The sequence below is a fragment of the Methanosarcina barkeri 3 genome (assembly GCF_000970305.1).
GTDB classification, from domain to species: Archaea; Halobacteriota; Methanosarcinia; order Methanosarcinales; family Methanosarcinaceae; genus Methanosarcina; species Methanosarcina barkeri_A.
Map to the genome: position 1 here is coordinate 1,127,386 of NZ_CP009517.1, position 18,990 is coordinate 1,146,375.

The following is an 18,990-nucleotide window of genomic DNA, read 5'->3' on the forward strand; positions in this document are numbered from 1 at the left end:
TGAACGTTACGCAAGCAATCAAATCACATGTAACTGGATTATGCCAACACCCGAAGTCAGGACAGCTTGAAAAAATTTATGGACGATGATACTTTTACTGCGGAGTAGATGAAATCCGCGGTGAACAAAAGAAAAAGAAATTTCGACAGGAGTACGATTATACGAATTTTGATTTTTAAGGAGGGCTGCGATTGAAACTGCGTGAATTTCCACACTTTTCACGATTGCTTTTCAAATTACATCATATAATGTGACGATAGCGTGTCTGGAACGAGCTTTGACAGACCGGGCGTTTCACGGCTGATCGAGGACGCCAAGGATGGGAAAATCAACCTGATTCTCGTTAATGATTTGAGCCGTTTCGGACGGAACTAAATTCAGGTAGGACAATTTACCGACTATCTGTTTCCGATGATCAGGGTTCGGTTTATCGCGGTCAATGACGGTGTAGATACTTTGAACAACGATAACGACATCATACCGTTTAAAAAACTGTTCAATCTAATCTTCTTGAACTCCTCTCACCGTTATTCTAATTATCCTGTCCAAAAGTATTGTTCTTTAGCAGTAATATTATTGAGGATAACTGTAAAATTACGACATTAAAGAAAGGAAACTGCAAGCCTTCTCTGAATAACGAAACAAATAGGGAACTATATAAATGTGAAAATTTTATTATAAAGCATGATTTCTGTTCTTGAAAAGCAATGTGGAACAAGAAGTGAAACAAGAAGTGAAACAAGAAGTGAAATAGCGAATGAGTGCTTAATTCCCTGGTATGTAATTGGATTAACTGCAATCATCTGTGCAGCGACTCTGGTTTTAATCGCTTTTCTTGGACCTATGGGTCAGGAAATAATACAGTATAGAACCTCTCAATCTGGCGTATGGCAGATTGCAGGACAGGATCTTACAAATCTTATACTGATCGCACCGATACTGCTACTTGGTGGAATTCTATGTCTGGCCAGAAGGGCCGGCTCGAAATACCTGTTAATACTTACACCGATAACGTTAATGTATACAGGGCTTTCCATGGGGATTGGCCAGGAATGGAGCAATTCGGCCTACAGCGGCAATGTTGAGGACTACTGGTGGCTTTTCGGAATACTTATAGTAGGCGGGCTCATCCTGCTTATGGGTAGCCTATCCATGTTTACCGAAGCAGATGCTCCTGACTTCAAACCAAAAGGTCTGCGTATCTACGTGGGCCTTATGACCGTATTCTTCCTGCTCTTTGCAGTAATGTGGATATCTCAAATCCAACAAGTTACAAACACTGGAGACCTTCCTGACGGCTCATACAAAGTGGCTCCAACTGCGTTTTGGACCATCAGGTATCTTGACCTTGGAATTAGTATTCCGTTAGGCTTTCTAGCGCTATTCCTGATGCTTTCAAAACCAAAAAGAGCGTACTCAATATTGCTCCTGTTCTTTGGGTTCTTCATAACTATTGGAACCTCTGTAGACATGATGGCCATAGTTCAAGCCTTGAACGGGGATATGGAGGCGGTTAAAGAAGGAATCTTTATATTCCCAATACTCACATTCTTCTCCTATGGAGGCCTCTTCTATCTTGTTAAAGATAAACTTCATCAAAGTGTGTTTAAAAGTTCAGAGATACAGTTAAAAGATCAGATAACCGGTAAAGACTCATGATTCTTGTAAGAAGCAATAAGAAATAATGTAAGTCTGCTAAAGTTTCTTCCAAAAATTATTGCTGGGCTTTAACATATTCAAAAGTCCAGAGTGGAATTCCTCCTATTTCTCCCTTTTCAAGATGTTCCATCTCATGAGCTGCACTATATGCTGGCGTACCTTTCAGTTGTATGTGTTTTTTCTTTAACTCCCTTACTGTTATTTTCCTGAGCTCCGGGTTTACTTCTGCAAATATGATCTTTTTTGCCTTCAGGGTTATTAAGTAGGGTCTTTCAACCAGTTCTCTTTCTTCTTTTGTCCCGCATTTTTCGAGCCTTCGGATAATTCCTTCTTCCTCTACGATTTCGGGATTGATAAAGAAATAGATCTTTTCCAGAGTATAGCCAGTCTTACTTTCCTCATTATAATAAGTGATCACGTCTTTTACTGCCATACTTTTTGTTTCTTCAGAAGCGTAACTCCAGGAGCCTCCTGATTTTAATGAAAGCAGAAAAGGAAGAAATAGATCTTCTTGAACCCCAAAACTGGAAATCACATGCTTTTCCAGGGCTGAAAATTTAAAGATTGCTTGAATTTCGTCAGCGTCCATACTTACTCTACCTCTCGTTTATTCCTCCCTCATCCATTTCTCTCTCATCCCTCATACTCATTTTGATAAATTAATGTAAATAGTAAAGGTTTATTTGAAGTACAACTTTTTAGCGTCACGTTTATAGAAGTTATTAGTAACGCAACTCTACACTAAGAGAGTCTTGTAGAGAGTCTTGCAAATGGATACTTAACTATTTTCCAGGAATCAGCGGGTAACTGAAGAGTAATACACTTTTAGAGTGAAATGTCTACATTTTGTAGAGGAATAATATTCCGTGATAATAACCATAAGTACCGTGATAATAACCATAAGTACCATGATAATAACACCTGTGAGTGCAGCATAGTAAAACTTTATTTCCTCAGGACACCGCTGGTTTAAGTTCTATGGTTAACTTTCTGCCCGAAACGTCTTGAAATAGAGAAGGAAAAGAAGTAAAAATAGTAGCTTTGGCGTTTCTGTTATCTCTTGTGCCGGGATGGGGGTATATGTACATTATCGAAGACAACACCCAATGAATTTAAGTTTAAAAATTTGAGCTCTGAGAATAAGTGCAGTTTTATTCTCAGGCCCATGCTTGGATTTTATTGGGTTAGATATCTCATGAAAATGCGTACCGTGACGCTGCTCCGACTCCTGTAGTTAAGAAAGCAATTATCAGGAGCAAGCCCAATACAACTGATGCTCGGTATGGTTTTTTCATATTTAATTTCTCCTTTTTTTCAGTATTCCTAATAGCAGCTCGTATTTTTTAAATGTTTGTATGTTGGACTGTGTACTATAAAAAACTAAGAAATTATAACAAGTCTCAGATATTATCACTAATACCTGGAATAGCTTGCAGCGGTTACGCAAGGAGAACTTTATACCTACCGTTGGGTTTCAAGAGTTCAGTAAAATCAGGGTTCTGAGTGTACTTCTCCTCACAGTTGAAGATCTGACTCACTCTCACAATGGAGTTCGGATAATAAAATATCTTAGACTAATGGGAAATATTTGATATTGTGAGGAAATACTTGGGATCGTAAGGAAATACCTGGGATCGTGGGAAAATATTGAGGACTGAAAATTCTATGAAAAACCTGTTAAATTCCGATTAAACATCCTACACTTCCATTTATAAAGCCATTGTCTCTTTATACAGATTTTTAATTACATTTTCAATTCTAGGTCTGAACTCTTCACTCTGGACTTTTAACCAGACTTCCGGAAAAGTATCAAGTAATGTCTGGAGTTCCTCTTCCCTATATGCCTTATAAGCTTCTACCCCTTTGAGACCTTCGAAAGTTTTCTTTTCTATTGAATATTTTTTCCTTTCTGAAAGACCCCAGTCCCCGGTTTGCAGATATGACCCAAGTAAGTCTATTGCAATTACAGAGTCGTGCAGGTCTCCAAGGTGGTTTTGCAAAGCTGTAACTTCCTTAATCATTACTTCTGCTTCCTTTCCCAACACATTTCCAAAAAACTCAAGTGTATAGCGCAGTCCTTTGGATGCAATCCTCAACCTATGCAGTCTCTCTATAGAGACATATGGTCCTTCTAACCATTCGGAATAAGCACTGATATCTGCGAACCGGGCATAAAGGATAGAAGGAAGCACATCCTTTACTCTATATGGCAGAGCATTGTGTTTTGCAGTTGTTGTTGGCAGAGCCCATGATTCAGAATCAAGAAAATCTGAGAAATCTTTTTTGAAATTGGCGTATCTTTCACTTTTCAGGTAAGTGATCATGCTTTTCCGGGCTTTTTTCCTCTCTTCAGCAAGCACTGCAAATAGGGGATCAAGATCATGTTCGTTCTCGGAAGGTAGTTTATTAAGATATTCTTTAGCTTTCTCCCGAAAAACGTCTAAGTCCCTGACGTCACTGAGTGCTCCAAGAGTGTTTTTTAGCCCTTCCAGGTGAGGTTCAAGCTTTTTAGAATCAAGGTAAGCTTCAAAGATCTTTGCAGCAGCTTTCATCCTGCGGATCGCAACCCTCATATCGTGCAGGTTTTCTACATTTTTTCCCTTTAGGGTTCCTTTCTCATTGGCAAGCATTCTGGCAAATTGTCGGGAAAAGACCTTATGGGCTACCATAGCCATTGAGTTTTCAGGCCTAATTGCAAATTTCAAGTTTCTACTTTCTTTTTTATTTTCTTCTTTTATCTCGTTTTCTCCCTTGATTTCCTCAACTCTCATTTCAATGTTTTCGATTTCGTCTGTCTTTTTCTTAGATATAGTCTTTTTCTTAGATACAAAGGAGAGTTTGGTACCAAAAAGGTACTCCCAGAGCTCTTTTCTCTTTTCTGCTTTTTTTGCAGCTTTTTCTGCACCAGGCCCAAAAATTTCTACTTCAACTGCTTCCTCAACCTGCCTGATTCTATCTGGCAGAAATCCCCAACTTCTGTTCTCAAAGATGCCCGATATACGGATAAAAGATGCGAGAATAAGAGCTTTATTTTTGATTTCTGGAGGTAATATGAGATTTGATTTTTCAAAAACTGAAGAAAGGTCCTTTACGCTGATTTTGGGAGACTGAAGTTCCATAATAAGAGCAAGCATTCTGAGTTCGTGAAGCTTTAACCCTTTTAGAGGATGAGTCAGGAGAATTTCCTCACCAATCTTGTATGTTTCTTTCGGAAAAACCGAGCTTCCGATGTCATGAAGGAGAGCTGCAAGACCCAGTATTTTTCTCTCTTGCTGCCCTAACCTGTGGTAAGGGAAAAGTACGTCAAAAAGTATAAATGCGTTAGTCCTGGTCTTTTCTGCTTTCGCTCGGTCTGCTCCATAGAGTTCAAACAGGGTTTCAAGGGTCCACTCTTTGAAGATGATATTTTCCTGGCTTTTGCCCAGGGCATAACGTCCGGCATGAAAATGGAATTCTCCGGAACCATTATTTTTAGAACTAAAGGGGAAACTGAAAAGCCTTTCTTTTTCAAACCGGGAGTAAAAAGCTTCAATATCTTGCTCAGGAACTTTTAGAAGAAGGCTCACTTCTGCCGTATTCAAACCTTTTTCAAGCGAAAGGAGAATTTTAGCCTGTTTTCCATATATATTTTCCTGATCGGCAAGCTGCAAACAAAAGGCTCTTTCCCTGAAGCTCAAAAGAGTTTTTTCCGGCAGATTCTCTTTGAGGAGAAGAGCTCTCTCGAATTTAGAGAAAAGATCTTTTACAAGATGGTAATTTCCTAGCAAGTGTTCCTCAATAGCCTGTAAATCTTGATGGGTTCCTTCAGTCTTCAGTTTAAGTTCAAGTTCACTGTAAAATTTTTCATTCTGTCCACTTTTAAGACTCACATGGTCCAGAGAAAGTTCAGCTATAAGTCTGTCTCCCAATTTCACCTGGCGCACAGTCCTTTTTTGTTTAAGTTTCATAAGTGGAAGCAGATCAAGGCCCGAGCTAAGTTCTAAGATTATATCCCTGGTTCTGGCATCAGGACATTCAAAGACGGAGGTCTCCTTAGGTAGGAAGCTGACATAATCTTCTCTCGTATGTACCCCACATTCGAGTCCCTCCAGACTTTTGATAGCTAACCATTGTCCTTCTTTTCCCATCTCTTTCCTGAGCCGTAAAAAATAACCTCCAGACATTAAAGCATTTTTCTTCGTGTCTAAAAAAGTGTCTTCGATATTTTGTATTATAGCTTCGGAGAGAGAATAGTCCAATAGTAAAGATGATGTTTCAAGAACTTGAAAATCCGTTTCATCCATCACTAGAAACTTTGATTCGGTTTCCACGTCTTTCCCACCTGGTCTTATTAACAATATGGCTTCAGTGTTTAAAGACAAATATTGAGGTTTTTTAAAGACAAATATTAAGTTCTGTTTTTTTCATGAGTGATAGTTTAACAATTATTATAAACATGAGTTTAAAAAGTAAAGCATATAGAATATTGTTACTCAGTCTTAGAAAAACAAAATATTTCAGATGAAAAGTAATAATCGCAACTTGCCTACAAAGCAGGCAAAAGATAAGTTGTTCTCAAAGTCAAATTTATAACTGCAGATCTAATGTTCTATTATATTAGGATATTAGTCAATAGCGCTGAGAATCATTTTGCTAAAATTTCAGTGTACATATCGTCTATATTTTCATCACTTAAACTCTTAAATAATGTGAGTAAATGGGAAGTTAATTCTTCAATATCCGTCCTTCTACATCGTTTATTTAAAATTTTCAACTTTTACAATTTTGAGCAGGAATTTTCGAATTTTCATAAAGCAGGAATTTTCGAACTTTCATAATTGTGAATTATATCTTCTTTTTTGCTTATATCTAATATTAGATCGACAATATAGAAGTATAATTATAAAATAATTTGCTTATGTAAATATGTTAAAATGTAAATATTTTAAGTGCTTTGAGATTCATAAAAGATATATAATGTTTAAATCTTCAAGAAAATAGATATTATAATAAGTAAAAATAATGATAAAGCTTTAAGAATTACCAGAGTTTCCACCAAGATTTTTTTGCTCCAGGTGCAAGAATCTGTTTTTGGTTAATTAAAGTTTGCACTTGCATCATGTAATTATTGTGCATTTCCTCAAAGTATATTTCTCTTCTTTCTGCTTTCTCAAGTTCTCTTTGTAAGTCTTTAATTTTCTGCTGTGCTTCTTCTATCCGTATTTCAAGTTCTCTTTGTAATCCCTGGTTATGCTTTTGTCCGTCAGCAAGTATACTTTCTATTTCCTTCATCCTGGCTTGTAATTCCTGATTCTTTATATGTCCATCCTCAAGTTGTTTTTCCAAATCATATATCTTAACTTGTAGTTCCTGATTATGTTTTTGTTCATCCACAAGTTGTTTTTCCAAATTATATGTTTTAAGTTGCAGTTCTTGATTATGTTTTTGTTCGTCAGCGAACCTGCTTTTTATCTCTTTTATACTAATTTGTAACTCCTGATTTTGCTTCTGTTCATCCTCAAGTTGTTTTTCCAGGTCCTGGATTTTAATTTGTAACTCATGGTTATCCTTTTGTTCATTATCAAGTTCGTTTTTTAATTCTTGTATCCGTGTTCCCTGTTCTTTTCCATAAATATTCAATTCTGGATCAGATACAAGTTTTTCGAAAGCATTAATAACTGCTTTATTAGCATTGTCAAAACCTAATAATTCCACTTTTTTCCATAAGTCAAAAGGTATCTTTGCTTTGATTTTTTGCTCTTCCTCCGAATACATGCGAAATAAAAGGATCTAGTGAGCAATATAATTTCTCATTTTGACAGTTATTATATGGCAGTTATTGTATGAACGACATGTCATAGATACTATTGATAAATAGCCATGCCATGGGCAAGTTATTAGTTTTATAACTGATCCCAAAACTCAAAATTAGTTTTTTTGAATTTCTAGTTTTGAAAAATATATTGAATCCTATAATAAAAAATAGTTCGCAAACTTCTTTTGTTTAAAAATTTGTTTTGGATAAGCTCTTACAGTAACTTAAAAATTGAAGCGGCAGAATTCCTTTAGTTTGGACATGGAAAATATAAATTTTAAAAAAATAGGTTACTTAAAAAGGAAACGATGTACATTGAAAGATAATCTTAACACATTTTAGATCTTTACTTACAATGACATCTATTATTTTGATTTTACTTATATTTTGTTTGAAGTCACTGGGTAATTTGACTCTCAATTTCAGAATAAGTTTTTGCATATTCGTCTTGTAACGTGGTATATTCTTTGAGGGCCATTTCAAGCTCTAACTTTATTAATTTAGATTTAGCTTTTTTTATTAAACCTTTATCTATTGCTATTTTGTCAAAGTTTCCAATGTCAGTAGAAAACTTTTTTATTTCACTCTTTGGTAAAAATTTGCCTTCTTTTGCTTCCTTCAAAAGAGTTCTTTTATTTCCTTTTGTAACATTTGCTTTGTTCACTATCTCTTCAAATTTTGCTATGTTTAATCTAAGTTTACTGATTTCTTCTGATATCTTAGTATCCTCTGATATTTTAGTATCTTCTGACAACATAGTATCTTCTGACATCTTAATATCCTCTGACATCTTAGTATCTTCTGACATCTTAGTATCTTCTGACAACTTAGTATCTTCTGACAACTTAGTTTTTTCTTTCATCTTATCCCTCTTGATATCTGTTTTGCCATTTTATAAAATTTCTAAAATACTTTAAATTGATATGCCATATTTGCGAAAATTTCCATGAATTTCATTTACAACTTCTTCATATTGTATGACTAAACTATTAGTGATTTTTCTAAAAGATAAAACTCATAAAACCAACGTAATCTAAATTTCATCTAACGATCAAAAGCACTTACGTTACATATTTAGTTTAATTAATTATATGATTGCATTTACAGACACTTATGTGCTAATAAAACTCATTCAACTATAACCAAAAGGTAAACCAGCAGCGACTCCACCAAATCAAAGTACCTGCCTATCCCACAAACAGCAGATACTTCTGCATTCAATGTTGCAAATGCTATTACTACCAGTGGCAGAACAATCACAAATAAATATCGAAAAACTCTAACCCATTTCTAAAAACAGTTTTTACTACTGGTGTTATTACAATGCGTTTACCTCCTTAAAGATAACTTCCATATAGTTCAGACACTTATTTGAAATGAAGTAGAAGGATATCAAAATGGTAACTTTCAATTATTAGATCTTTATAATAGAGAGGGGTATCTCATTTTTAATTGTATAAGGAGTTCTTTGTCCGTTTTGCATTGCGAAGTCTTTTAACTTTAGATAACTGACCAATTGCTAAACAATAAGTTCCTAGTAGATCAGCTTCCTCCAAGTCGGCCATTGTGAAGTTTGTTCCTGCAAGGTTAGCTCCTGGAAAGGTTAGTTCCTGCAAGGCTTGCCATAAAACGATAAGTTCCCACAAGATTGGTTCCTGCTAGCTGATTCTTTACTAATTTGGCTCCCTCAAGGTAAACGTATGTTAATTTAGCTTCTCTAATTTGAGCTATTGGGAGAAAAGTTCCTCTTAAGTTAGTTTTTGTGAGGTTGGCTCCATCTAGATTAGCCATCTCAGGGTGAGTTTCTTTAAGGTCAGGCTCTTCGAAGCTAGCTTCTTTAAGATTAGCTTCCATAAGGTCAGCTCTCACAAGATTAGCTTTTTTAAGTATCATTTTTTCAAAGTTAGACTCTCTGAGGTTAGCCTCACTAATTTCAACCTCTGTAAGAATTGTCATTTGACAATCTGTCCTCCTCTACTCTTAAAATTAAATAAACCCACAGTCCATTTTGTGCTCTAAAAGTTTAACAATATGGTTTAAAACTTTAAAAATAATAGAGGAAATATACGTTACACTATATAGAACTTTTGGAATAGTATGAATATGTACTATAGTTAAGGAATTTTTCTTGCCTGAAAGCCATAGATTTTGTACTAGAAGCAAGTCTTAAATTTTGGCCTATTTGCATGAAATCGATACTTTTTCCCAGCTTGTAATTTATTAAAATATTTGGCAAATGTTAAGGAAATTGACGCAATTGTCACAATTCCTCACTTAACCGAAAACGCATGGAAAGGTATTACATGTTTTTCTTGCCTTTCGTACTATTTTTCTTAACTTCTTCCTTGCTGACCTTGCTGCTAGCAGCCAGAGTGTCTGGATCGGTGACAGCCTTTACTTCAGCCCTTATGAAGGCTTTATCCTTCAGACCGCCGTCCTCGTGTTCAAGTTCCTCCTTAGCCACAAGTAAAGCTTCTTTCTGCTCCTCACTGACAGTAGGATAGGCCAAGTTGAGGCTCTTCATAGTGCTGTAGAGTACAGCCGCCACAGCCAGCCTGGTGAACCACTTATGATCGGCTGGCACGATGTACCAGGGAGCCCACTCAGTACTTGTGTGATTAAACATGTCTTCGTAGGCTGCCATATAATCGTCCCAAAAAGCCCGCTCTTTCATATCGGCTGCGGAGAACTTCCAGTTCTTTTCCGGCTCCAGCGCCCGCTCCAGGAAACGCTCCTTTTGTGTCTCTTTAGACACATACAGGAAGAGCTTTACTACAATGATGCCGTTGTCAACTAGGTATTTCTCGAAGTTATTGATCTCCTCGAAGCGCCGATTCCAGATATCTTTGTCCTTCAGCGATGGGGGAAGCTTTTGGCCAGCAAGAAACTCAGGGTGCACGCGTACGGCAAGGACCTCTTCATAGTAAGAACGATTAAAAATTCCGATACGGCCACGAGCAGGCAGGGCCTTGAAGTTACGCCACAGATAATCGTGATCAAGCTCCTCACCTGAGGGAACCTTGAAACTGTGAACATCGACCCCCTGTGGATTGACGCCTGACATTACGTGCTTGATGGTACTGTCCTTGCCTGCTGCATCGAGGGCTTGAAGAATTATTAGTAGTGCATATTGATCTTGAGCCCAGAGTTTGTCCTGCATCTCGGCCAGAATCTTGATGCCTTCGGTCAGGGCCTCTTTGGCCTCTTCCTTTTTCACCCATTTACCGGTGAAGTCGGGATTGTAGTCCTTTTTCAGGTTGATTTTCTTGCCGGAAGGAACCCTCAGGACATCCAGCAATTCTTCTATTCTGTTTGCCATAATTTAACTCCCTCTGTATTACTTCCTGTATTTAATATTCAAGACTTGTTACTTACTAAAGTCATCCCTAGATGTTTAAGTGGTGGGACTCATAGCATCGTCTGTGCTGTCAATGTGGTCAGTATGACAGATGAAGCAGCGATTTTCCGAAATTTAGATACCTATGACCTTATAGGTTATTTCGTAGGAGTTATATACTCGACGTATGGAGCCAAAAACAAATATAGTAAGCGTAATAATTTGAGTTTACACTAAATATTTAACAATTTAATGCTACTGTTTTTCAGTTCAAGTAGATTAAGTCTTATCCCAATTATAGAACCAAGTTTAATTTTAAACACGCTATAATTTTAAACACGTTATAGGCGTCATGATTTAATATAATTTGAACTCGTAAGGAATGCAGATAAACAAAAATTTACAGAAAAATATATTGGAAACTCAAAACCCCTTTATTTCCAGTGGAATATCTGTTATTTTTCTTTCTTCAATATACTTCATTATTTTTGTTGATATATTAATTAGGTTTATATGGTTTAAATAAAAAATAGTAGTGTCCAGAATAATTGATTTATTCTGAGAAGTAAGTTTTCCAAGGTTTTGAGAAAAATAGAGCGACCCTGTTACTTCTACTTTTCAATAACCCACATACATTATCTAATTTTGAGTTTTTCTTTTAAGAGTATAACTAAATACAAAACATAGTGTATTTATTAATCATTTTTTACATTAGGTACATAAAACTAAATCGAGTAGCTATATATAGAGCTCAGTAGATCTCAGTTTCAAGTAAAGTAAGAATAGAATGAGCAAGACAGAGGAGTTAGATATCATAAAAGTGCACATCTTTTAGGTATCCACTTCTCAGGGACATTTCATATGTCTGAAATTGCAAACTCTATACCTAATCGGTTTCTGGATATTGTAGTCACAGGCAATGACCAGACAGAGAGTGAGCTTGTAATTGTAAAAAGCCTTCTTACTGAGACGCTGAAAATTTGTACTGTGAAACTGAAAATTCACCAGGGTTACCAAACGTTCAAAAGGGTTTAAATATCAGATTTTGGATAGTGAGTGAATAAAATTGCGAGATAAACTCTAGCAGGTTATCTTCATGAACTCACAATCAAAATAGTTAAAAACAGATTCTTTTTAGGTGACATGGTGTCATATCGAAAGTTTGTAAGAGACGTTGGCCTTATCGGGACAGTTCAGGTACTTACTAGCCTGGGAACTTTCTTCCTACTTCCGATAATCACAAAAACCCTTGGAACATATGATTACGGACTTTGGGCCCAGATCAATATTATTGTATCTCTTGTTTCTTCAGTTGCACTTATGGGTCTTTCCATGGGGTTTGTCAGGTTTTTATCTTCTGAAACTGACAGAAAGATGATAAGAGAAGCTTTATATTCTATTCTCTTCTTTGTGGCGATCTCTGGCTTCCTGGCCTCTTTGTTAGTTTATATATTTGCAGAGCCTCTCGCAACCGTTGTTTTCAAGGATCCTGAAGCGACTTATTTTATCCAGGCAGGTTCCGCCTTGATCCTCCTGACTGTAGTCGAATCAATATCTCTTTATTATTTCAGAGTTTTCAGGCAGATTAAAAGATATTCTTACTTTATTCTACTCGAAACATTTGGAAAGTTATTTTTTATCCTGGTCCTTATTAAATTGGGGTACGGACTTTTAGGTGTGATAGTCGCAACCCTGCTTGTACAGAGCTTTATTTTTATAATTTCTCTTGTGACAATCGTATCGCAGATAGGATTTACTATTCCCAGGTTTACTCACATAAAAGAGTACCTGCAATTCTCATTCCCTTTAACTCCCAGTGCTCTTGTAACGTGGGTCACAGCGTCCAGTGACAGATTTTTGGTAACTTATTTTCTGGGTCTTGGGAGCGCAGGTATATATTCAGCAGCTTATTCCATTGGAACTCTCATCCAGCTTCTTGTAACTCCTCTTCAGGTTATTCTTCTCCCGGAACTTTCAAAGTTATTCGATGAAGACAAACTTGATCAGGTGAGGATCTACTTATCGAATTCATTGAGATATTTCCTTCTTATTACCGTTCCAGCTGTTTTTGGCCTTTCTGCTCTTGCAAAGCCTCTTCTCGGAATTTTTACGACTCAAGACTTCCTTTCAGGCTGGCTTGTAATCCCAATTGTTGCACTTTCAGGTCTTTTAGCAGGAGTTTTCCAAATCTTTGTCAATATAATGTTTCTTGTAAAAGAAACAAAATCTGCTACTTACATTAATATCATTGCTGCAGTTTCGAACATATTACTAAACCTTTTGCTCATACCTTCTATTGGCTTTGTAGGAGCAGCACTATCAACCCTGATCTCTTATTTTTTAATGATTGTACTCTGTATCTACGTATCTAGGAAGCATTTTGTGTTTGACTATTATTATTATGACATCGCAAAAAGTGTCTTCTCCTCTTTTGGGATGTATCTGTCTGTTTCTCACTTTGCTATTTCAAACGTCTATGAACTTTTTGGAGTAGCAGCATTGGGAGCATTTATCTATATCTCTTTAATGCTTATTATCGGTGGTTTCAGCAAATGCGAACTTTCTGCGGTGATAAAATATACTCCCCCAAGAGTGTAATTAAAAGTAGGACTGCGTCTTGATTCACTTTCAACTTTAAATCTTTTTATCTTTTCTATAATTAACTCATCTTCCATTAACTCGTTTTCCAGAAGAATGGCGAATTTAAAGAATGGATGAATAACAAATGATAAAGTTAAGAAATGAATGATATGTCCGACTTTTCGCAGATGTTCTCAAAAAAACAACAATTTCCCTGCTATCGGTTTTGGAGAATTTCTCAAAAATCTCCTGTTAAACTCTCCTGTTATTTTCTCAACTGAAGTTTTGGAAAATCCATCTGAAAGTTTTCACTGAAGGTAAAAATGTCGAAAATTGAAGGATATTTTAAAAATATTTTCTTCTTACTTCATATCCAGTTACCAGAAAAACGATAACGGAAAGAATTGTGAAAATTGTAAGGACATCTACGGAAAGTAAGATATGTGGTGAACGAATGACAAATGATAAAATTAAGGAGGAAATGAAGAACGAATGAAAAATTAATTCAGGAATAACTTCATTCTTTTTTGTTAACCCCACATATCGGGCAATTTTCAGATTTATTAATCTTCAGTTCACTAAAAGAGCATGAAAGCCCGTCCCATAACAAAAGGCGATTTTCCAGCAGCTCTCCCTGCCCTGTCAGATACTTAATCGCTTCATTAGCCTGGATAGCTCCTATTACTCCTGGAGTAGTTCCAAGTACCGGAAATACTTCTTTCTTAAAGGAAGTTGGAAAAATACAGCAAAGACATGGCGTCTTTCCCGGAATTATTGTTGTTGCCTGGCCTCTGTATCCTGAGACTGCTCCATGAACCAGGGGTATATTCCGTTTCACTGCAAATCTGTTCAGCACGTGTCTTGTATCAAAATTGTCAAGAGCATCTATTATAATATCACATGGAGGAACTATTGAGTCTGCGTTTTCATCCGTGATTTTTTCCCTGATAGTCTCGACTTTTATTTCTGGATTCAGGGAAAAGAGTTTTTCTTCTGCAGATTTAATCTTTTCTATCCCAACATCCTTTTCATGATGGAGAAATTGCCTGTTGAGGTTGCTAAGTTCTACAGAATCAAAGTCTGCAAGTACTATTTTCCCAACACCTGCAACTGCAAGGTAAGTGGAAATAGGAGATCCAAGCCCTCCTGCTCCGACAACAAGCGCTGTTGCTTTTTTTAGTTTTTCCTGACCTTCTTCCCCAAAAAGCATTATCTGCCTGATATATTTCTCTGCTGTATATTTTTCCATTTATATGCTCCGGGATTTTAATGTCCTATAGTTTCCAGGGATCGATCATAAGAACCAGGATTATTCATCCCACGGCTCAATCCCTTTTTTCTTTAGATAATCATTAATTGCCTCATGTATTGCTTCTTCTGCCAGCATTGAACAGTGCATTTTTATCGGAGGAAGTCCGTCAAGAGCTTCTGCAACAGCTTTATTTGAAAGTTTCCAGGCCTCTTCCAGGGTTTTTCCCTTAATCATTTCAGTTGCCATACTGCTTGATGCAATTGCAGCTCCGCACCCGAAGGTTTGAAACTTAACGTCTGAAATCCTATCATTCTCAACCTTGAGGTAGATTTTCATTATATCTCCGCACTTCGCATTTCCAACCTCTCCTACACCGTCACTGTCCTCAATACTCCCCATGTTTCTCGGATTTGAAAAATGATCCATTACTTTAAGGCTGTAGTCCATGAACGGTCCTCCAATGCTACTTCTCCAATTATATCTCAGTTTTTATATCTCAGTTTTCAGTCACTCAAAAATATTCAATAGTAATAAAACTTTTAAAACGACATCAGTTAATCCAATCTCGTAAACAGTTGCCCCTCAAATAGTCCTGTAATCTTTGGGGGTAAGTGGGGACATGTTTCTTAGCTTCTGCACGATCTCAGGCACAGCCTCAAGTACCCTGTCCACATCCTTTTCTGAATTCATCCTTCCGAGGCTAAGCCTCAGTGACCCGTGAACGATTTCGTGCGGGACTCCGCAAGCCGTAAGCACATGTGAAGGTTCGAGAGAAGAAGAGTTACATGCACTCCCAGTAGACGCAAAAATTCCTTTTGCGTTCAATAACAGCAAAAGTGATTCACCCTCTATGTATTCGAACGTAACATTTACGTTATTTGCAAGCCTCTCTATGGGATGCCCGTTGAGGTGAGCTTTCGGGATTTTCAAAAAACCTTCAATAAGGCGCTCTTTCAACTCAAGCAGAATTTTATTTGATTCTTCAATTTCGGCTGTTGCAAGCTCTATGGCTTTTCCAAGGCCTACAATAGCAGGGACATTTTCAGTTCCGGCTCTTCGCTTTCTTTCCTGAGCCCCGCCGTGAAGAAGAGTATCGATTTTTGTCCCTTTTCGAATGTAGAGGGCTCCGCAGCCTTTTGGGCCTTCGAATTTATGACCTGAAAGTGACAGAAGGTCAATATTCATTTTATTGACATCGATAGGAATATGGCCTATTGCCTGCACGGCATCCGTATGGAAATAGATTCGGTTCTCTTTAGCGATTTTTCCTATTTCCTCTACAGGCTGGATTGTCCCTATTTCGTTGTTTGCAAGCATTATGGAAATAAGGATGGTATCGTCTCGAATCGCCTTCTTCACTTCCTCAGGGGATACCATTCCGTATTTGTCTACAGGCAGGTATGTTACCTCAAAGCCCTGCCCTTCCAGCCAGGCACAGGTGTGCAGGACTGCATGGTGCTCGATAGAAGAGGTGATTATGTGTTTTCCTTTACTCCGGTTTGCAAAGGCTATTCCCTTGATTGCCCAGTTATCGGATTCAGTGCCTCCTGATGTGAAATAAATCTCGTTTTCTTCAGCCCCGAGAGCATTGGCAACCTTTTTTCTCGCTTTGTCTATTGCGTGTTTTGAGATTTTTCCGATCTCATAAATCGAAGAAGGGTTTCCGAAATTCTCAGTCATGTAAGGAAGCATCTCTTCGACAACTTCTTTTCTTACAGGAGTTGTAGCTGAGTTGTCCATGTAAATGGTCTTTTTTTCAGTGGTCACACTCACACCTTCACAATCGTGAATAACCAATAACAATTGTGAATATATAAGTTTTATCGTAAGATACCAGGAAAAAATTATAGATATACAGGAAGAGTCAAGGAACCTATAATATAGACAGGAGGAATCCAGGAGCTTACAGACAGGAGTAATCCAGGAGCCTACAGACAGGAGAAACCCTGGAATCCTTTCAGAAACTCTTTTGAATTGTTTCAGAAACTTTTTAAATTGTTAAAAATCAAGCCATTTTTCTCTGAGCTTTATTTCTCATAGAGCTGTCTGAGGATCTCATTATTGTTTTTTCCAATGATAACAATTTATATGTATGCCAGACATATTCGTTTTCAATTGTGAAATTTCAAAAATTGTAATATCTTAATAAGTGATGGTAATTATGGAAACTCCGTGTCAGAAGATTGTGTGGGATCTGGTCCCCGCAATAAGGGCCAGTCTTGCAATCGAACTCGTAAAAAAAGGACAGTCACAGGCAGCATCTGCAAAGTTGCTGGAGATTGCCCCATCGGCAGTTTCCCAGTATATTTCGGGAAAAAGAGGATACAGAATCGAGTTTCAGGGCGAAACTAAAGAATTGATTGAAAAGCTTGCTCAGGACCTGATTGAGAACAGAGTTGATGACTTTGTAGCGAGAATCTGTGAGATCTGTGTAAGTGCCAGAGGAATTGAAAATAGGTGCAATAACGGTTGCGGTCAGGAAGAACATGCAGAGGATGAAACAGAAGATAAAACTTGAAGGTAAAACAGTAGGTAAAACTTGAAGGTAAAGTTGAAGATATAGAAAAATCAGAAGTATAAAGTCGGACTTTACCAGGTAATGTATTGATTTTAGAGCTTTTTTATTGTTTTTCGGTCTTTTTACTGTTTTTAGGTCCTTTTATTGATTTTCCAATCCCTTAATGTTTTTCCAGTTCTTCATTATTTTTTACATCCTGCTGTCTGATTCTTTTTGTTCTTATATACGGTTTTTAGTATAGAAATTTCTCGATAACTATATTAAACATAAAATTGATTCACAATTGTGAATTTCCTGTAGATTATATAGTGTTTCCCTGTCCAGTCTGGACAGTTACAAAAATTTGATTTCTCTTTTTATATTGTCACTGCACACAACTGCAGAAGTTGTGACCAAGCTTAGTAGCACATTTAGTTACCTCCCTTACATAAGACAAAGTTCAGCTCTTAGAAAAGCTTGGTAACAGAGTTTGTTTTCCCATCATCTTTATAATGGAGGTATCGGGGTATTTTGAAAATCAGCCGTGAAATATTCAGTTCACAATACTTCATCCAAACTCCCACTTCTATATCCCTTAAGATCAAGGGCAATATAAGAAAAACCACAGTCCTGCAATACCTCTAATATTTTATCTCGCATGTTTACCCCTTTTTCAAATTCTTCGGGCAGCAGCTCGATTCTTGCAATTTTACCATGCAGTCTTACACGCAGATTTGAAAACCCCAAATCGTGCAGCAAATCTTCTGCGTGTTCTATAATTTGTAGCTTTTCAACTGTAATTTCCTCCCCATATGGAATTCGTGATGCAAGACATGAAGCTGATGGTTTGTTCCAGAAATCAAAGCCGCATTCTTGAGCCAGTTGCCTTATCTGTTTCTTTTGGATTCCAAGTGAGAGAAAAGGATGAAGTATTCCTTCTTCATTACTTGCCTGAAGTCCTGGGCGATATTCATCGAGATCGGAAGCGTTAATTCCATCAGCTATTTTTGAAATCCCCAGTTTTTCAGCCTGATCTTTTAATATCCTGGCAGATTGTTTTTTACAGATGTAACAGCGATTAGGGCTATTTTTCCTGAACTCTTCATTTTCCAGAATAGGAAATGGAATTATAGAGCAGGATAACCCGAACTTGCGTGCGTTTTTCTTCGCTTCCTTAATCGCTCTTCTGGGGACAAGAGGCGCATCAAATAGTACACATTTTACCTTATCCTGAAGTACCTTTTGTGCAAATAATGCAAGCAAAGTACTGTCTATCCCTCCTGAATATGAAACAAGTAAATACTCTAAGCCTGCAAGTTCTTTGAGCAACGCATCCTGTACATTTTCATCTTCCATGACTGAATACCGACCTTTAAAGTTAAGTTTTTTGACTATACCGGAAAGGTTAAATTTTCCAAGAACATTCACAATTGTGAATGTTTTAAAATGGACATTATTAGTAATAATACTTTTGTCCAGAAAACGAGAGTGAAGATAGAGTTCCAGATTCAAAAGTGAGACAAAAATGTAAACATTAAAGAGGAAACATGAAAATTCGAATAAAAACCTTTGCTCAGATAAAGGACGTTCTAGGAGCTGACAGTCTTATTGAATGCCAGGATGACACCTCAATGAGCGAACTTCTTAAAGTTCTTCGCAAGAGAGCCGGAAAATCCGAAGATCAGCTTTTTTCCAGGGACGGAGAGCTGCACGGTAATTTGGTTTTGATGATGAATGGTGCACGGGTTTTCAAAGAAGATATTGATTCTCTCATACTTTCAGAAGGAGACGAAATTACACTTCTTTCTCCAGTTTCAGGAGGATAATCCTTAACGAAAAAGATTAAGAAAATAATCTAAGGAAAAACATCA

At 37.1% G+C, this 18,990-nt stretch carries 18 protein-coding genes; 7 read left to right on the top strand and 11 right to left on the bottom strand.

Annotation, left to right across the window (positions count from 1 at the left end; genetic code table 11):
- The first annotated feature begins 261 nt into the window (after positions 1–261).
- Complete coding sequence (locus MSBR3_RS21705; RefSeq protein ID WP_394297717.1) at positions 262–375, top strand: recombinase family protein; 114 nt, start codon at positions 262–264, stop codon at positions 373–375.
- Positions 376–684: 309 nt separating this feature from the next.
- Positions 685–1,659, top strand: coding sequence for a hypothetical protein (locus tag MSBR3_RS04520; RefSeq protein WP_048106732.1), 975 nt, complete (start codon positions 685–687; stop codon positions 1,657–1,659).
- A gap of 55 nt (positions 1,660–1,714) precedes the next feature.
- Here MSBR3_RS04520 and MSBR3_RS04525 read toward each other — a convergent pair whose 3' ends face one another.
- The 7 genes from MSBR3_RS04525 to MSBR3_RS04550 form a co-directional block, all read right to left on the bottom strand.
- Positions 1,715–2,248 (bottom strand): putative ATP-dependent zinc protease, encoded by a 534-nt coding sequence (locus MSBR3_RS04525; RefSeq protein ID WP_048106734.1) that lies wholly within the window; start codon positions 2,246–2,248, stop codon positions 1,715–1,717.
- 1,120 nt (positions 2,249–3,368) lie between these two features.
- Positions 3,369–6,020: a CYTH and CHAD domain-containing protein gene (locus MSBR3_RS04530; RefSeq protein ID WP_230627792.1), complete on the bottom strand. Its 2,652-nt coding sequence runs from the start codon at positions 6,018–6,020 to the stop codon at positions 3,369–3,371.
- A 658-nt stretch (positions 6,021–6,678) separates the two neighbouring features.
- Positions 6,679–7,413, bottom strand: a complete 735-nt coding sequence (locus MSBR3_RS04535; protein ID WP_048106737.1) for a hypothetical protein — start codon at positions 7,411–7,413, stop codon at positions 6,679–6,681.
- Positions 7,414–7,850: 437 nt separating this feature from the next.
- Positions 7,851–8,315 carry a hypothetical protein gene (locus tag MSBR3_RS04540; protein WP_048106739.1) on the bottom strand — a complete coding sequence of 155 codons (465 nt, stop codon included), beginning with the start codon at positions 8,313–8,315 and terminating at the stop codon, positions 7,851–7,853.
- A 586-nt stretch (positions 8,316–8,901) separates the two neighbouring features.
- Positions 8,902–9,099, bottom strand: coding sequence for a pentapeptide repeat-containing protein (locus tag MSBR3_RS21710; RefSeq protein WP_394297718.1), 198 nt, complete (start codon positions 9,097–9,099; stop codon positions 8,902–8,904).
- Entirely contained in the window at positions 9,041–9,409 is a 369-nt protein-coding gene (locus MSBR3_RS04545) for a pentapeptide repeat-containing protein (protein WP_048106740.1), read from the bottom strand. The genes MSBR3_RS21710 and MSBR3_RS04545 overlap by 59 nt, the downstream gene beginning before the upstream one ends.
- Positions 9,410–9,752: 343 nt before the next feature.
- Positions 9,753–10,772 carry a polyphosphate kinase 2 family protein gene (locus MSBR3_RS04550; protein WP_048106742.1) on the bottom strand — a complete coding sequence of 340 codons (1,020 nt, stop codon included), beginning with the start codon at positions 10,770–10,772 and terminating at the stop codon, positions 9,753–9,755.
- Positions 10,773–10,895: 123 nt separating this feature from the next.
- Here MSBR3_RS04550 and MSBR3_RS21355 point away from each other — a divergent pair, with 123 nt between their 5' ends.
- The 3 genes from MSBR3_RS21355 (at position 10,896) to MSBR3_RS04555 (ending at position 13,388) form a co-directional block, all read left to right on the top strand.
- Positions 10,896–11,027, top strand: coding sequence for a hypothetical protein (locus MSBR3_RS21355; protein WP_268989116.1), 132 nt, complete (start codon positions 10,896–10,898; stop codon positions 11,025–11,027).
- A gap of 624 nt (positions 11,028–11,651) precedes the next feature.
- Positions 11,652–11,825, top strand: a complete 174-nt coding sequence (locus MSBR3_RS20010; protein WP_155396723.1) for a hypothetical protein — start codon at positions 11,652–11,654, stop codon at positions 11,823–11,825.
- A gap of 108 nt (positions 11,826–11,933) precedes the next feature.
- Positions 11,934–13,388: a flippase gene (locus tag MSBR3_RS04555; RefSeq protein WP_048106744.1), complete on the top strand. Its 1,455-nt coding sequence runs from the start codon at positions 11,934–11,936 to the stop codon at positions 13,386–13,388.
- A gap of 499 nt (positions 13,389–13,887) precedes the next feature.
- On the opposite strand, the gene MSBR3_RS04560 is transcribed toward MSBR3_RS04555, so the two are convergent.
- The 3 genes from MSBR3_RS04560 to nifS all read right to left on the bottom strand — a co-directional run bounded on the left by MSBR3_RS04560 (position 13,888) and on the right by nifS (position 16,362).
- Complete coding sequence (locus MSBR3_RS04560) at positions 13,888–14,619, bottom strand: HesA/MoeB/ThiF family protein (protein WP_048106745.1); 732 nt, start codon at positions 14,617–14,619, stop codon at positions 13,888–13,890.
- Between the two features lie 60 nt (positions 14,620–14,679).
- Complete coding sequence (nifU, locus tag MSBR3_RS04565) at positions 14,680–15,069, bottom strand: Fe-S cluster assembly scaffold protein NifU (protein WP_048106746.1); 390 nt, start codon at positions 15,067–15,069, stop codon at positions 14,680–14,682.
- Between the two features lie 135 nt (positions 15,070–15,204).
- The gene (gene nifS, locus MSBR3_RS04570; protein WP_048110051.1) at positions 15,205–16,362 is read right to left on the bottom strand and encodes a cysteine desulfurase NifS; all 1,158 of its coding nucleotides are present in this window, start codon (positions 16,360–16,362) and stop codon (positions 15,205–15,207) included.
- Between the two features lie 421 nt (positions 16,363–16,783).
- Here nifS and MSBR3_RS04575 point away from each other — a divergent pair, with 421 nt between their 5' ends.
- A complete protein-coding gene (locus MSBR3_RS04575) occupies positions 16,784–17,140 on the top strand; it encodes a transcriptional regulator (protein WP_048106747.1) in 357 nt (118 codons plus the stop codon).
- Positions 17,141–17,677: 537 nt separating this feature from the next.
- On the opposite strand, the gene larE is transcribed toward MSBR3_RS04575, so the two are convergent.
- Entirely contained in the window at positions 17,678–18,475 is a 798-nt protein-coding gene (gene larE, locus MSBR3_RS04580; protein ID WP_048110053.1) for an ATP-dependent sacrificial sulfur transferase LarE, read from the bottom strand.
- Between the two features lie 191 nt (positions 18,476–18,666).
- Between larE and MSBR3_RS04585 the strand changes: the two genes are divergently transcribed.
- Entirely contained in the window at positions 18,667–18,945 is a 279-nt protein-coding gene (locus MSBR3_RS04585) for a MoaD/ThiS family protein (RefSeq protein WP_048106748.1), read from the top strand.
- Positions 18,946–18,990 lie beyond the last annotated feature (45 nt).

Coding starts and splice junctions, on each gene's coding strand:
- MSBR3_RS04540 (WP_048106739.1), bottom strand. CDS start 8,315: ATGAAAGAAAAAACTAAGTTGTCAGAAGATACTAAGTTGTCAGAAGAT.
- larE (WP_048110053.1), bottom strand. CDS start 18,475: ATGGAAGATGAAAATGTACAGGATGCGTTGCTCAAAGAACTTGCAGGC.
- nifS (WP_048110051.1), bottom strand. CDS start 16,362: ATGGACAACTCAGCTACAACTCCTGTAAGAAAAGAAGTTGTCGAAGAG.
- nifU (WP_048106746.1), bottom strand. CDS start 15,069: ATGGACTACAGCCTTAAAGTAATGGATCATTTTTCAAATCCGAGAAAC.
- MSBR3_RS20010 (WP_155396723.1), top strand. CDS start 11,652: ATGTCTGAAATTGCAAACTCTATACCTAATCGGTTTCTGGATATTGTA.
- MSBR3_RS04585 (WP_048106748.1), top strand. CDS start 18,667: ATGAAAATTCGAATAAAAACCTTTGCTCAGATAAAGGACGTTCTAGGA.
- MSBR3_RS04555 (WP_048106744.1), top strand. CDS start 11,934: ATGGTGTCATATCGAAAGTTTGTAAGAGACGTTGGCCTTATCGGGACA.
- MSBR3_RS21355 (WP_268989116.1), top strand. CDS start 10,896: ATGACAGATGAAGCAGCGATTTTCCGAAATTTAGATACCTATGACCTT.
- MSBR3_RS04550 (WP_048106742.1), bottom strand. CDS start 10,772: ATGGCAAACAGAATAGAAGAATTGCTGGATGTCCTGAGGGTTCCTTCC.
- MSBR3_RS04560 (WP_048106745.1), bottom strand. CDS start 14,619: ATGGAAAAATATACAGCAGAGAAATATATCAGGCAGATAATGCTTTTT.
- MSBR3_RS04520 (WP_048106732.1), top strand. CDS start 685: ATGATTTCTGTTCTTGAAAAGCAATGTGGAACAAGAAGTGAAACAAGA.
- MSBR3_RS04575 (WP_048106747.1), top strand. CDS start 16,784: ATGGAAACTCCGTGTCAGAAGATTGTGTGGGATCTGGTCCCCGCAATA.
- MSBR3_RS04535 (WP_048106737.1), bottom strand. CDS start 7,413: ATGTATTCGGAGGAAGAGCAAAAAATCAAAGCAAAGATACCTTTTGAC.
- MSBR3_RS04525 (WP_048106734.1), bottom strand. CDS start 2,248: ATGGACGCTGACGAAATTCAAGCAATCTTTAAATTTTCAGCCCTGGAA.
- MSBR3_RS04545 (WP_048106740.1), bottom strand. CDS start 9,409: ATGACAATTCTTACAGAGGTTGAAATTAGTGAGGCTAACCTCAGAGAG.